Annotated in this window: 12 protein-coding genes; 9 read left to right on the top strand and 3 right to left on the bottom strand. The window is 38.2% G+C overall.

What is annotated here, in order from left to right; genetic code table 11:
- Window positions 1-153: 153 nt before the first annotated feature.
- From spoVS to ABES03_RS09065, 7 genes are all read left to right on the top strand, one after another.
- Window positions 154-414, top strand: coding sequence for a stage V sporulation protein SpoVS (gene spoVS / locus ABES03_RS09095; protein WP_003211281.1), 261 nt, complete (start codon window positions 154-156; stop codon window positions 412-414).
- A 469-nt stretch (window positions 415-883) separates the two neighbouring features.
- On the top strand, window positions 884-2,620 hold the full coding sequence (locus tag ABES03_RS09090) for a 2-oxoacid:acceptor oxidoreductase subunit alpha (protein ID WP_430116976.1): 1,737 nt from the start codon (window positions 884-886) through the stop codon (window positions 2,618-2,620).
- Window positions 2,621-3,487: a 2-oxoacid:ferredoxin oxidoreductase subunit beta gene (locus ABES03_RS09085; protein WP_430116975.1), complete on the top strand. Its 867-nt coding sequence runs from the start codon at window positions 2,621-2,623 to the stop codon at window positions 3,485-3,487.
- Between the two features lie 312 nt (window positions 3,488-3,799).
- Window positions 3,800-5,344, top strand: coding sequence for a tRNA (N6-isopentenyl adenosine(37)-C2)-methylthiotransferase MiaB (miaB, locus tag ABES03_RS09080; RefSeq protein ID WP_430116974.1), 1,545 nt, complete (start codon window positions 3,800-3,802; stop codon window positions 5,342-5,344).
- Window position 5,345: 1 nt separating this feature from the next.
- A complete protein-coding gene (locus ABES03_RS09075) occupies window positions 5,346-5,801 on the top strand; it encodes a RicAFT regulatory complex protein RicA family protein (protein ID WP_335549025.1) in 456 nt (151 codons plus the stop codon).
- Window positions 5,802-6,049: 248 nt separating this feature from the next.
- A complete protein-coding gene (locus ABES03_RS09070) occupies window positions 6,050-6,595 on the top strand; it encodes an outer spore coat protein CotE (RefSeq protein ID WP_430116973.1) in 546 nt (181 codons plus the stop codon).
- Window positions 6,596-6,714: 119 nt separating this feature from the next.
- Window positions 6,715-6,933, top strand: a complete 219-nt coding sequence (locus ABES03_RS09065; protein ID WP_430116972.1) for a hypothetical protein — start codon at window positions 6,715-6,717, stop codon at window positions 6,931-6,933.
- On the opposite strand, the gene ABES03_RS09060 is transcribed toward ABES03_RS09065, so the two are convergent.
- Window positions 6,930-7,484, bottom strand: a complete 555-nt coding sequence (locus ABES03_RS09060) for a GNAT family N-acetyltransferase (protein ID WP_430116971.1) — start codon at window positions 7,482-7,484, stop codon at window positions 6,930-6,932. The genes ABES03_RS09065 and ABES03_RS09060 overlap by 4 nt on opposite strands.
- A gap of 151 nt (window positions 7,485-7,635) precedes the next feature.
- Here ABES03_RS09060 and ABES03_RS09055 point away from each other — a divergent pair, with 151 nt between their 5' ends.
- Window positions 7,636-8,298, top strand: coding sequence for a serine/threonine protein kinase (locus ABES03_RS09055; protein ID WP_430116970.1), 663 nt, complete (start codon window positions 7,636-7,638; stop codon window positions 8,296-8,298).
- A gap of 23 nt (window positions 8,299-8,321) precedes the next feature.
- Here the strand turns inward: ABES03_RS09055 and ABES03_RS09050 are convergent, their stop codons facing one another.
- Complete coding sequence (locus ABES03_RS09050) at window positions 8,322-9,239, bottom strand: ketopantoate reductase family protein (RefSeq protein ID WP_430116969.1); 918 nt, start codon at window positions 9,237-9,239, stop codon at window positions 8,322-8,324.
- 207 nt (window positions 9,240-9,446) lie between these two features.
- On the opposite strand from ABES03_RS09050, the gene ABES03_RS09045 reads away from it, so the two are divergent.
- A complete protein-coding gene (locus ABES03_RS09045; protein ID WP_430116968.1) occupies window positions 9,447-9,908 on the top strand; it encodes a flavin reductase family protein in 462 nt (153 codons plus the stop codon).
- A gap of 63 nt (window positions 9,909-9,971) precedes the next feature.
- Here ABES03_RS09045 and adhE read toward each other — a convergent pair whose 3' ends face one another.
- Window positions 9,972-12,566, bottom strand: coding sequence for a bifunctional acetaldehyde-CoA/alcohol dehydrogenase (gene adhE / locus ABES03_RS09040; RefSeq protein ID WP_430116967.1), 2,595 nt, complete (start codon window positions 12,564-12,566; stop codon window positions 9,972-9,974).
- Window positions 12,567-12,721 lie beyond the last annotated feature (155 nt).

Below are 12,721 nucleotides of genomic sequence, written 5' to 3'. Positions count from 1 at the left end.
TTTTACCTAATGACAAGAGGGAGTCACCCTTTTTTTTGTCCAAGCCGGAATATGTCTATTGAGGACTGAATATAGTAGCAGTGGAATGTTATAACCTGATTTGTACATGAAACTGCTCATGCGGGATCGGGATTTTCTAAGGAGGAGCTAGGAATGGAAATATTAAAAGTTTCAGCAAAATCTAATCCTAATTCTGTAGCTGGTGCACTTGCCGGAGTTCTGCGTGAAAGAGGTGCAGCAGAAATACAGGCCATTGGTGCGGGTGCATTGAATCAAGCCGTAAAGGCAGTAGCAATTGCACGAGGATTTGTAGCACCTAGCGGAGTTGATTTAATCTGTATCCCTGCGTTTACCGATATTTTAATTGATGGGGAAGAACGCACAGCGATCAAACTAATCGTTGAACCGCGGTGAAAGAGATAGACTATTTTCCGGGGGCGAAAAAAGGTACTTCTTATTTTTTCCTGCTTGTTTGACACAAGCGGGTTTTTTTATGTCGAGGGAAGTGTTAGTTGTTATAAAAATATTATTCTGATATACAAGAAAAATTTTAAAAATAGCATTTGCGTTTAGTGATAAATCGTCCAAAACCGTATAAGACTAAGAGTTTTTATCTCCTATTTATCTATTTTTCGCTTTAAAGTAACAAAGTCAATTTCAAATAATAAAAAAATATTCATATTTTAGACAATATTTCGCATGAAAGGGTTGCAATTTCTAGTGCTTAGGTCTAGAATTGTAAGCGTTTAGTACATATCCTTGATTCTATTTTTTAGTCTGCAAAGTATTTAAATGGGCTAATTTCTAGTGATTTACTTGGAAAAGTGCTACACTTAGTATGTTCAATCAACTTATTTTTTACATATCCAAAGGGGTGTAAGACATGATCAATCAACTTTCGTGGAAAGTTGGCGGACAACAAGGGGAAGGTATTGAAAGTACTGGGGAAATCTTTGCAATCGCACTGAATCGCCTGGGATATTACTTGTATGGTTATCGTCACTTTTCATCTCGTATTAAAGGCGGTCATACAAACAATAAAATCAGAGTAAGTACGACTGAAGTTCGTTCTATTTCTGACGATCTAGATATCCTTGTAGCGTTTGACCAAGAAACCATTGATGTAAACTACAAAGAGCTTCATAGCAAAGGTGTCATTCTAGCTGACTCCAAATTTGATCCAAAGAAACCTGATGATACACAAGCATCATTGTATGCGGTTCCATTTACAGAAATTGCTACTGGTTTAGGAACTTCTTTAATGAAAAACATGGTAGCTATCGGTGCAACATCTGCTGTATTAGATTTGGATATTCATGTTTTTGAAGAAGTAGTTCATGAAATTTTCGGTAAAAAAGGCGAGCAAGTGGTTGCGAAAAACATGGATGCAATTAAAGCTGGCTTTGATTATATGAAAGAAAAACTTGGAGCTGGTGTCCAAACAATGCAGCTTGAAAAAGCTGACGGTAAGAAGCGTATGTTTATGATTGGGAACGATGCTATTGCATTAGGTGCTATAGCTGGTGGATGCCGTTTTATGGCTGCATACCCAATTACTCCAGCTTCTGAGATTATGGAATATTTAATTAAAAAACTTCCTGCTCTTGGCGGAACAGTTATTCAAACAGAAGATGAGATCGCAGCATGTACAATGGCTATCGGTGCTAACTATGGTGGTGTCCGAGCAATTACAGCTTCTGCTGGTCCGGGATTATCCTTGAAAATGGAAGCAATTGGTCTTTCTGGTATTACAGAAACTCCACTTGTTATCGTTGACACTCAACGTGGCGGTCCATCTACTGGATTACCAACAAAACAAGAACAATCAGACTTAATGGCTATGATTTATGGAACTCACGGTGAAATTCCAAAGATCGTTATGGCTCCAAGTACAGTTCAAGAGGCATTCTATGATGCTGCTGAAGCATTCAATCTAGCAGAAGAATATCAGTGCCCAGTTATTCTACTTACTGATCTTCAATTATCTTTAGGTAAACAAACAGTTGAACCTTTAGATTTTAGTAAAGTTGAAATTAGACGAGGTAAGTTAGTTTCAGGAGACATTCCTGCAAACGAAAATAATGGCTATTTCAAGCGCTATGAAGTGACAGAAGATGGCGTATCTCCACGTGTTATTCCTGGTATGAAAAATGGTATCCACCATGTAACAGGTGTAGAACACGATGAAACTGGTAAACCATCAGAATCAGCTCCTAACCGAATTGCACAGATGGATAAGCGCTTCCGTAAAGTCGAGAATATCCGTTTTGATACACCAGTCTATAAAAATGTAAAGCATGAAGATGCTGATGTTTTATTTGTTGGTTTTAACTCAACACGCGGTGTAATTGAAGAAGCAATGACTCGTCTTGAGAAGGACGGATTAAAAGTGAACCATGCTCATGTTCGTTTAATTCACCCGTTCCCAACAGACGAAGTTCTTCCTCTAGTTCGTTCTGCGAAGAAGGTTGTTGTTGTTGAAAACAATGCAACTGGACAGTTAGCGAATATCATGAAGATGAATGTTGGACATGCTGAGAAAATCGTTAAGCATGTTAAATACGATGGTAATCCGTTCTTGCCGCACGAAGTGTATACAAAATGTAAGGAGTTGTTCTAAATGGCCACTTTTAAAGACTTTCGTAACAATGTAAAACCGAACTGGTGCCCTGGCTGTGGCGACTTCTCCGTACAAGCGGCAATGCAACGTGCTGCAGCAAATGTTGGTTTAGAACCTGAAAATTTAGCTGTTATTTCTGGTATCGGCTGTTCAGGACGTATTTCTGGTTATATCAATTCATATGGTTTCCACGGTATCCATGGCCGTTCATTACCGATTGCACAAGGTGTTAAAATGGCTAATCGTGACTTAACTGTTATCGCATCTGGCGGTGACGGTGACGGTTTCGCCATCGGTATGGGTCATACGATTCACGCTATTCGTCGTAATATCGACGTTACTTATGTTGTTATGGATAACCAAATTTATGGTTTAACTAAAGGTCAAACATCACCACGTTCTGCAGCTGGCTTTAAAACAAAGTCAACTCCAATGGGTTCAATTGAACAAGCAATTTCTCCAATGGAAATGGCTTTAACTGCAGGCGCAACATTTGTTGCACAAAGTTTTTCAACTGATTTAAAAGAACTTACTGCACTAATTGAAGCTGGTATCAATCATAAAGGGTTCTCATTGATCAACGTGTACAGCCCATGTGTAACCTATAATAAGGTCAACACATATGATTGGTTCAAAGAAAATCTTACAAAGCTTAGCGATGTTGAAGGTTACGACCCAAATAGTCGTGAAATGGCTATGCAAACACTAATGAAGCATAATGGCCTTGTAACTGGTTTAATCTATCAAAATACTGAGCGTCAATCCTACCAGGAGTTAATCCAAGGGTACTCAGCAGCTCCGTTATCTCAAGCGGATCTTAATCTTGACCAAAACTATTTTGATAAATTAGTCGGCGAATTTATGTAATAAATAAAAAAAATCTCGGGGAACTTGTTCCTTGGGATTTTTTTTATGGAAAATAGTGAGATACATCACATTTATTTCACATGGAATCCAGTACAATTATTAATTGGCTAAATTTTTATTTTAGATGATTAGCAATGTCCTCTAAAAGGGCTTGTTTACAGGGATTTCTATTGTTTTCATTACAGTAAACCTTTATACTATAATAATGTGCAGATCAACCAAAAATTTATTCTTAGCACAAAGAATAATAATTAAACTTAATAGATGCCAACCGTTTATGTTAACTATGTAAGAAAGGGGATTTTGAACCAAATGAATGAAAAGCAACGTTTAGAAGGTCAACAAGTAGAAACGGCTAATTCTTCGGACAAAAAATCCGCCAAGGATTACAGCAAGTACTTTGAACAAGTAATAACTGCACCTTCTTTAAAGGATGCGAAGAAACGTGGTAAAGAAGAAGTAAAGTATCACAATGACTTTGCTATTCCAGAAGAGTTTCGTGGAATGGGTGAAGGCAGAAAGTTCTATATCCGTACGTATGGCTGCCAAATGAACGAGCATGATACGGAGGTTATGGCTGGGATCTTTTTAGCTTTAGGATACGAGCCTACTGATAATACAGAAGATGCAAACGTAATTTTGCTAAACACATGTGCTATTCGCGAGAATGCTGAAAATAAAGTGTTTGGTGAATTAGGTCATTTAAAAGCACTAAAATTAGAGAAGCCTGACTTACTATTAGGTGTCTGTGGCTGTATGTCTCAAGAAGAGTCCGTTGTTAATAAGATTCTAAAGACGTATAACCAAGTGGATATGATTTTTGGTACTCATAATATCCATCGCCTGCCAAACATCCTCCATGAAGCATATATGTCAAAGGAAATGGTGGTTGAAGTATGGTCTAAGGAAGGAGACGTTATTGAAAACCTTCCAAAGGTACGTCGTGGAAAGATTAAAGCATGGGTTAATATTATGTATGGCTGCGATAAATTCTGTACGTATTGTATTGTTCCTTATACACGTGGTAAAGAACGTAGCCGCAGACCTGAAGAAATTATCCAGGAAGTACGTCATTTGGCAGCACAGGGCTATCAGGAGGTAACTCTCCTTGGCCAGAACGTTAATGCCTATGGTAAAGACTTAGAAGGAATGAACTATGGTCTAGGTGACTTAATGGATGAATTACGTAAGATTGATATTCCACGTATTCGTTTCACTACAAGCCATCCACGTGACTTTGATGATCATTTAATCGAAGTTCTGGCTAAAGGCGGCAACTTAATGGATCATATCCACCTGCCAGTCCAATCAGGTTCAACGGATGTATTAAAAATCATGGCTCGTAAATATACAAGAGAACAATATTTAGAGCTTGTTAGAAAAATTAAAGCGGCGATCCCAAATGTTGCTTTGACAACTGATATTATTGTGGGATATCCGAACGAAACGGACGAGCAGTTTGAAGAGACAATGTCCCTCTATCGTGAAGTAGGGTATGAATTAGCTTATACATTTATTTATTCTCCACGTGAAGGTACACCAGCAGCCAAAATGGAAGATAATGTTCCGATGGAAGTTAAGAAAGAACGTCTACAGCGTCTAAACAAGCTTGTTAATGAAATGTCATTAGAAGCAATGAAAAAACATGAAGGTCAAGTTCTTGATGTACTGATCGAAGGGGAGAGCAAGAACAACCCTAATGTTCTTGCAGGTTACACAACAAGAAGCAAGCTTGTCAACGTTGTAGCACCAAAATCAACGATTGGCAAAATTATTAAAGTGAAAATTACAGAAGCAAAAACATGGTCATTAAACGGAGAAATGGTGGAAGAATTAGAACCAGTAGAGGTGAAGTAAAGTGGCGAAGTATACTAAAGACGATATCGTCGCTCGTGCAGCAGATTTGGCACGTATGATAGCAGAAACTGAGGAAGTTGACTTCTTCAAACGAGCAGAAACTCATATCCATGAAAATTCAAAGGTAAAAACATTAATTGCAGATATTAAAGGCCTTCAGAAGCAGGCAGTTAATCTACAACATTATGGAAAACCTGAGGCATTAAAGAAGGTTGAAGATAAAATTGCTTCAATTGAACAGGAACTAGATGAAATTCCTGTTGTCCAGGATTTTAAGCAATCCCAATTAGAAGTTAATGAGTTGTTGCAACTAATTGCATCGACTATATCAAATACAGTCACTGATGAGATTATTACTTCCACAGGCGGCGATGTATTAATGGGTGAAACAGGCAGCAGCATGAAACATGGCGGCGGAGCTTGTGATGGCCACGACGATTGTGATCATGAGCATTAATTAGGTAAAGAGGCTGACTCAGATAAAGGGTCAGCCTCTTTCTTTTTCAACAATTAGCATACTCCTCGATTGAATCTACATAAGAAACCTCCATTTTTAAGTACAGGCAAGAGACGCACACACCTATAAATCCCGCATAAAATGAACTATGACTAAACTTTTAACCAGTATTCACAAAATTATATATCACACTAGTCTACAATTTAGCATACGATGAAATGAAACTGAATGAGGAGGGTTCGCGCGAAATGGGAGAATATAGAGAGATAATTACGAAGGCCGTAGTCGCGAAAGGACGTAAATTCACCCAGTCCAATCATACGATTAGCCCGGCGCACAGTCCAACAAGTATTCTTGGTTGTTGGATTATCAACCATAAATACAACGCGAAAAAAGTAGGTAAGACTGTAGAGATTCACGGTCACTATGATATCAACGTATGGTACTCGTTTAATGATAATACCAAAACAGAAGTAGTAACGGAACGGGTACAATATACTGATGTTATCAAGTTAAAGTACCGTGATCATGACTGCCTCGACGACAGTGAGATTTGCGCTAAGGTGTTACAACAGCCAAATTGTGTGGAAGCAGTCATTTCCCCTAACGGGAATCGAATTATCGTTCACGTCGAAAGGGAATTCCTTGTAGAAGTAATTGGTGAAACAAAGGTTTGTGTTCGCGTTAGTTCTGAAGGCTGCAAAGACTGTGACGATGATTGGGGATTGGATGTAGACGACGAAGAATTTGAGGATCTTAATCCAGAGTTCTTAGTCGGCTCAGAAGAAGAGTAAGGACACTAGGAAGGTAAAACTTCCTAGTTTTTTTCTGTTTTGCACTTGATGAGGTTTTGGAAATTTAATGAATGTTTAACTAACAATATCAGCAAGCTATTTCTAGGAGGTGTTTAGTGTTGGAGCCGAGACAACCTGGAAATAAGAAGATGCCTGATTTTGACCAATTAAATGACAGAATGATTGCTGAAGGTCCTTCCTCACCGATGTTAGTAATCAAAACTAACCTCGACCCAAAGGAACCATCAGAAGAAAATCCTTATTATCATAGTGGAAAAGCACATGACCCAGAGGCAATGAAGAATTTCTTTGAGAATAATGAAAGCCAGGAGAACTAAATTTCCTGGCTTCTTTTCCAATCAGGCTGCAATAAAGATAGGACACACGTATCATGGAATTCATCATTTTGATGGATATACCCTCGTAGAAGGCCTTCTTGTATAAAGCCAAGTTTAATAAGTAAATTGATGGAGGCTTCATTTTCTGGGAAGACGACTGCTCCGATCCGGTACAAATTTAATTGATTAAAGCTAAACGCCAATACTTCTTTAATAGCTTCAGAGGCATATCCCATTCTCCAATAAGAAGGATGTAGTTCGTAGCCAATTTCAGCCCTTTTATTATTCATATGTAATGCATTTAGACCCACCGTACCAATGATTCGTTGGTTTTCTTTTACTTTAATTCCCCAGCGTACCCCTCTTTTTTCATGAAAGTTCTTATGGAACATGTCAATTAATCTCGAAGCTTCAATTGGTAAGGTAAAACGATTTGTTCCGTAAAAACGTGTTACTTCTTCTAAAGATAATACCTCATAAATGGAATCAACATGCTGATGAGTAATTTCAATTAACTTCAGTCTCTTTGTTTCTAAAATGGGAAAATTCACAGTATCTCCTCACTTTTAAATAATGAACAAATTATAACTATTTTTAAGTGTACTATGGTTTCTTACTGCTGAAAAGATTCGGTTGAAGAAATGGGTTAAAAACATTATGATTTATGTAATATTAACGGAAGAGTAGAGAAGGTGTGTACGGATGCAAATTGCACAATATATAAAGCTAATAGAAAATGAGTTATTAACCAAAATTGAATTACAATCGCCCAGCCCATTCGATCCTATTATAGTAAAAAATCAATCCAATTCATGGAGGACAATCGGAAGCGGAAATTATGCAGGTGTTTTTGCCCATGAGTCAAGCCCTAACTGGGTTGTAAAAATCTATGGACGGAATCCTGAAGAGTTGAAGAAGGAAATAGAGGTATATAAAAAATTAGGAAATCATGCATCCTATTCCAGGCTTTTAGACTATGGAGAAAATTACTTAATCTTAAAGAAGCTGGACGGGATTACATTATTTGATGCTTTAGTTAAAGGTGTACCTATACCTGAAAGTGTCATCCAGGATATCGATGCAGGATTAGAATACGCAAGAAAGGTGGGCTTAAATCCCTTTGATGTTCATGGGAAAAACGTGGTGATGCATAATGGAAAAGGGTATATCGTAGACGTATCTGATTTCTATAAACAGGGTGTATGTCACAAATGGAAAGATTTGAAAAAAGCCTATTACAAGATTTATAGGCCTTATATACTTAAATTCCATCCGCCGATCCCCTTTTTTATCGTGGACGGTGTAAGAAAAGGCTACCGTTTTTACAGAAAATTAAAAAAGAAAAAGGGAAATAAAAAAAACTAAAAAATATTTCCCTAAGCACTAGTTTAGAAGTTCATTGTTTCATATATTTTTAAATTCAGGTTAATGATTTTTAAAGTCGGAGCTTCAATATTGTTTATGGTAGCTAAATTTAATAGGTAACCGTATAGATGATCGGCTTCAATGGGCAAATTCTTTTCCATATCTCGTTGGAGTGAGGACTTCATTTCATAATTCATAGCCATTAGTTTATTCTTCTGTAAGTCTTCAATTCCTTCTGGCAGGGGTGCTTGGATACTTCTCATAACGGTAGCCGTTTCATGCAGCACCTTCTCAATCGTGTATAGTCCCTCTTTAATTTCAACAATGGGTCCGATAGGAGACCTAAACAATGAAGTGATACCGGAAAGAGTGGATATGAATAAATATTTTACCCACATCTCTTGGTTAATCTTATCAGAAAGCAGAAAATTGGCTTTTGTCCCCGTAAGAACCTTCTCTAAACGTGTTATTCGTTCAGATTTTTCTCCATTTCTTTCACCGTAAAATAGGTCGTGAATCGGACTAGTTTGAATGATGTTTCCATGCTGATCAAGGGTGGATTCTACAAAGCAAAGCCCACCAAGGACATTTTTTTCACCAAAGGATTCAACCAGCTTGTTGACGTGTGACATCCCATTCAGAAGCGGTAGAATCATAGTATCCTTCCCAATGTAAGGATGCATGTCTTCAATTGCCGAATCAAGGTGATAAGCCTTCGTAGATATCAAAATAACGTCAAAGGCTTCTGCTGCCTCTCCGGAGAGAAGTAGTTGTGGCTTCATATGTATATTTCCATGGATGCTCTGGATGATTAGTCCATTTTGTTCTAGCTGTTTCTTTCTATTTTCCCGAACAAGAAAGGTAACATTTTCTCCTTTTTCAGCTAAGCGGCCGCCAAAATACCCTCCAACTGCACCAGCTCCAACAACTAATATTTTCATGATGATAACCTCCATTTTTTTTAAAGGTGTTGAATTAATAGTAGCATAAATCTATTAAATATTTGGGCAATTTTGCTTTTATTCTTTCAATTACTAAAATGATTAGTGTTTTTAGGGTAATTTACAGTTTTTTCAAAATATAATTATTAACATGGAAGAATATAGTAAAGAAAGGACTTGTTAGGCGGATGAAAGGGAGAGGTTAAAATGGATGATCGTCAATTTAGAAACGCTATGGGGAAATTTGCGACAGGGGTAACTGTAGTAGCTACAGAGTTAGACGGCGAAGTACATGGCATGACAGCTAACGCTTTTATGTCCGTTTCACTCAATCCGAAACTTGTGGTTGTTTCTGTAGCTGAAAAAGCTCGAATTCTTGAAAAAATAAAAAAAAGTAAAATGTTCACTGTCAATATTCTAGCTTCCGACCAAAAAGAACTCTCAATGATTTTTGCAGGGCAGATTAAGGAGCATCGAGATGTAGGATTTGACTATCTAGATGGAAAGCCAGTATTGGCAGGGGCGGTTGCACAAATTACCTGTGAAGTATCGGCAGAACATATCGAAGGAGATCATACCTTGTTAATTGGCAAAGTGACAGCTATTCACATCGGGGATGCCGAACCTCTAATTTATTTCAGTGGACGTTACAGGGAACTAGCTGATTAATTGATGGTATTCTATGAGAAAGGAAGAGGCTAATGCTATGCCCCTTCCTTTTATTATTTACGGTTAAATCCCTTTGTAGGCTTGCCGGAAAATCTCTGCCAATTCCCTAGTAAGCGGACGCTTCGGATTGACATTCGTATCTGGATCATTAAATGCATGTAAGGCCAATAGGTCAACTTTATTTTCAAATTCAGAATAGGTAATACCACATTCTTCAATGCTCAATGGCATGTCTAGTTCTTTAGCTAGAATGATAATAGCTTCAATTAAACTATCGATTCCTTCCTCCGTTGTTCGAGCTTGCAAACCAAGCATTTTAGCTAGCTCAGCATACCTCAGGTCAGCGATAAAATGCTCATAACCTGCGAATGGAGTAAACTTTGTAGGTTTTTTCGAATTAAAACGAATGACATGTGGTAGAAAGATTGTATTTGCTCGACCATGTGCAATGTGGAACTCGGCGCCTAATGCATGGGCAAGACTATGATTTATTCCTAAAAAGGCATTGTTGAAAGCAAGTCCAGCCAAGGTTGATGCATAATGCATTTTCTCTCTTGCAAGAGTATCAGTGCTATCATGGTAAGCTCTTGGCAAGTATTCGAACACAAGCTGAATAGCTTTAATAATTTGACCGTCTGTAAAATCATTTGCGACAACTGAAACATACGCTTCAAGTGCATGGGTTAATACGTCCATCCCGGTATCAGCGGTAATATGCTTAGGTACTGTCATCGTAAATTGCGGGTCGATAATAGCAATATCAGGTAAGAGTTCAGGATCTGATAGAGGGTATTTTATATTTGCTTTTTTATCCGTAATAACTGCAAAGGAAGTCACCTCAGACCCTGTTCCAGAGGTCGTTGGAATGGCAATAAGCTTTGCTTTACCTCGTAATTTAGGATAGGTGACTACGCGTTTTCTTGGGTTTAAGAATTTTTGTTTTAATGCATCGAAGTCAGTATCGGGATGTTCATAGAAGAGCCACATTGCTTTCGCCGCATCAAGGACAGAACCGCCTCCCAAAGCAATAATGACATCTGGTTGGGAATGTCTCATGCGTTCTGCTCCCTTTTTGACGGTTTCAATACTTGGATCGGGCTCCACTTCTGAAAAAATATCAAAATGGTTAAAATCAGGACGTTTTTTTAGAAAATGAATGACCTTTTCTACATAACCATTCCTAATGGAGCTTGGACTTGTTACAATAAAAGCATTTGAAATATCAGGAATAAATTCTAAGGCCTGGATGGAGTTCTTCTTATAATAGATTTGCGGTGGAGTTCTTAGGATTTGGGCATTGATGTTTCTCTTCGCCACCTTTTTAATATTTAATAAATGGGTGGCTCCTACATTGACTGAGACAGAGTTTCCACCATAGGTACCACAGCCCAGAGTTAGGGTAGGTAGAAAATCATTATATACATTACCAGTTGCTCCTTGAGCGGATGGTGTGTTAACAAGGATTCTTCCTGCTCTCATTCTCATCGCAAATTGTTCAATAATCCTATCATCTGAAGTATGGATGGAAGCGGTATGACCTAGTCCGCCGTATTCTAATGTCTTTTCAGCAAGTTCGAAAGCTTCCTCCACGTTATTTGCCTTGTAGCAGGCAAGAATCGGGCTTAATTTCTCACAGGAAAGGGGGTAATTTGGTCCAACCCCTTCTAATTCGACAACAAGCACCTTAGTATCTTTCGGAACATTAATACCCGCCATTTCGGCAATTTTATAAGCAGGTAAGCCAACAACCATTGGGTTAAGGGAATCTTTTTTTATCGCAATATGTTCCAATTGATGTTTTTCTTCTTCGTTAAGAAAATAACACGTATTTGCCATCATTTCTGTAATTACTTCTGTATAGATTTCTTGATCGATAATGAGGGCTTGTTCGGATGCGCAGATCATACCATTGTCGTATGTCTTTGATAAAAGCAGGTCTTGGACAGAACTCTTCACATTGGCTGTTTTCTCAAAATAGCAAGGGACATTACCAGGACCGACCCCAATTGCAGGTTTGCCGGAGCTGTAAGCGGCTTTAACCATGCTTGATCCCCCAGTTGCAAGGATGAGCGATACTTTTGGGTGTCTCATGAGTGAATCAATCGCTTCACGGGAGGGCTCATCTACCCATTGAATGCAATTTTCAGGGGCGCCCGCTTTAATCGCAGCTTCTCTGAGAAGTTGTGCAGTTACAATTCCAGATTTCTGAGACAAATGGTGAAAAGAAAATATAATTGGATTTCTTGTCTTTAGTGAAATGAGTGATTTATAAATGACCGTTGATGTAGGGTTCGTAATGGGGACAAGCGCCGCAATTACTCCAACGGGCTCAGCCAGCTCATATGTACCTTCATGCTCGTTTTCACTAATAATGCCTACGGTTTTAAGATTCCGGATACTGTTATAAATCATCTCCGTTGCGAACATATTTTTTGAAATCTTATCTTCAAATAATCCTCGACTGGTTTCATCTACAGCCATTTTAGCGAGCTTATCATGATTTTCTAAAGCAGTGAGGGCCATATTTTTAACAATTTGGTCTACTTTTTCTTGATTTAAGGTGCGGAATACATTTAATGCCTGTTCACCATTTTTGGCAAGCCGCTCAATCATTGCTCCAATTTGCTTTTGTTCAAGTGCTTTTTCTTCTACTGCCATAAAACTTCTTCCTCCCCATATAGAAAAAATTTTTACCCTCGTCCTGTCTTCAAATATATCAATGACTAAAATAGAAATTTGTAGAATAATGCGGTGAATTTTGACGATTCCCCTTAGATTAGAGAATGTTCGAAAAAAGTTCGAAAAGTAGTTTT

It is taken from the genome of Neobacillus rhizosphaerae (genome assembly GCF_050477885.1).
Taxonomy (GTDB): Bacteria; Bacillota; Bacilli; order Bacillales; family Cytobacillaceae; genus Neobacillus; species Neobacillus rhizosphaerae_A.
The sequence above is the reverse complement of the archived record's forward strand: the minus strand, read 5'-3'. Positions and strand labels throughout refer to the sequence as shown.

Bases quoted from the DNA above. Each gene is read 5' to 3' on its own strand.
- spoVS (WP_003211281.1), top strand. From the start codon at position 154: ATGGAAATATTAAAAGTTTCAGCAAAATCTAATCCTAATTCTGTAGCT.
- ABES03_RS09090 (WP_430116976.1), top strand. From the start codon at position 884: ATGATCAATCAACTTTCGTGGAAAGTTGGCGGACAACAAGGGGAAGGT.
- ABES03_RS09085 (WP_430116975.1), top strand. From the start codon at position 2,621: ATGGCCACTTTTAAAGACTTTCGTAACAATGTAAAACCGAACTGGTGC.
- miaB (WP_430116974.1), top strand. From the start codon at position 3,800: ATGAATGAAAAGCAACGTTTAGAAGGTCAACAAGTAGAAACGGCTAAT.
- ABES03_RS09070 (WP_430116973.1), top strand. From the start codon at position 6,050: ATGGGAGAATATAGAGAGATAATTACGAAGGCCGTAGTCGCGAAAGGA.
- ABES03_RS09055 (WP_430116970.1), top strand. From the start codon at position 7,636: ATGCAAATTGCACAATATATAAAGCTAATAGAAAATGAGTTATTAACC.
- ABES03_RS09050 (WP_430116969.1), bottom strand. From the start codon at position 9,239: ATGAAAATATTAGTTGTTGGAGCTGGTGCAGTTGGAGGGTATTTTGGC.
- ABES03_RS09045 (WP_430116968.1), top strand. From the start codon at position 9,447: ATGGATGATCGTCAATTTAGAAACGCTATGGGGAAATTTGCGACAGGG.
- adhE (WP_430116967.1), bottom strand. From the start codon at position 12,566: ATGGCAGTAGAAGAAAAAGCACTTGAACAAAAGCAAATTGGAGCAATG.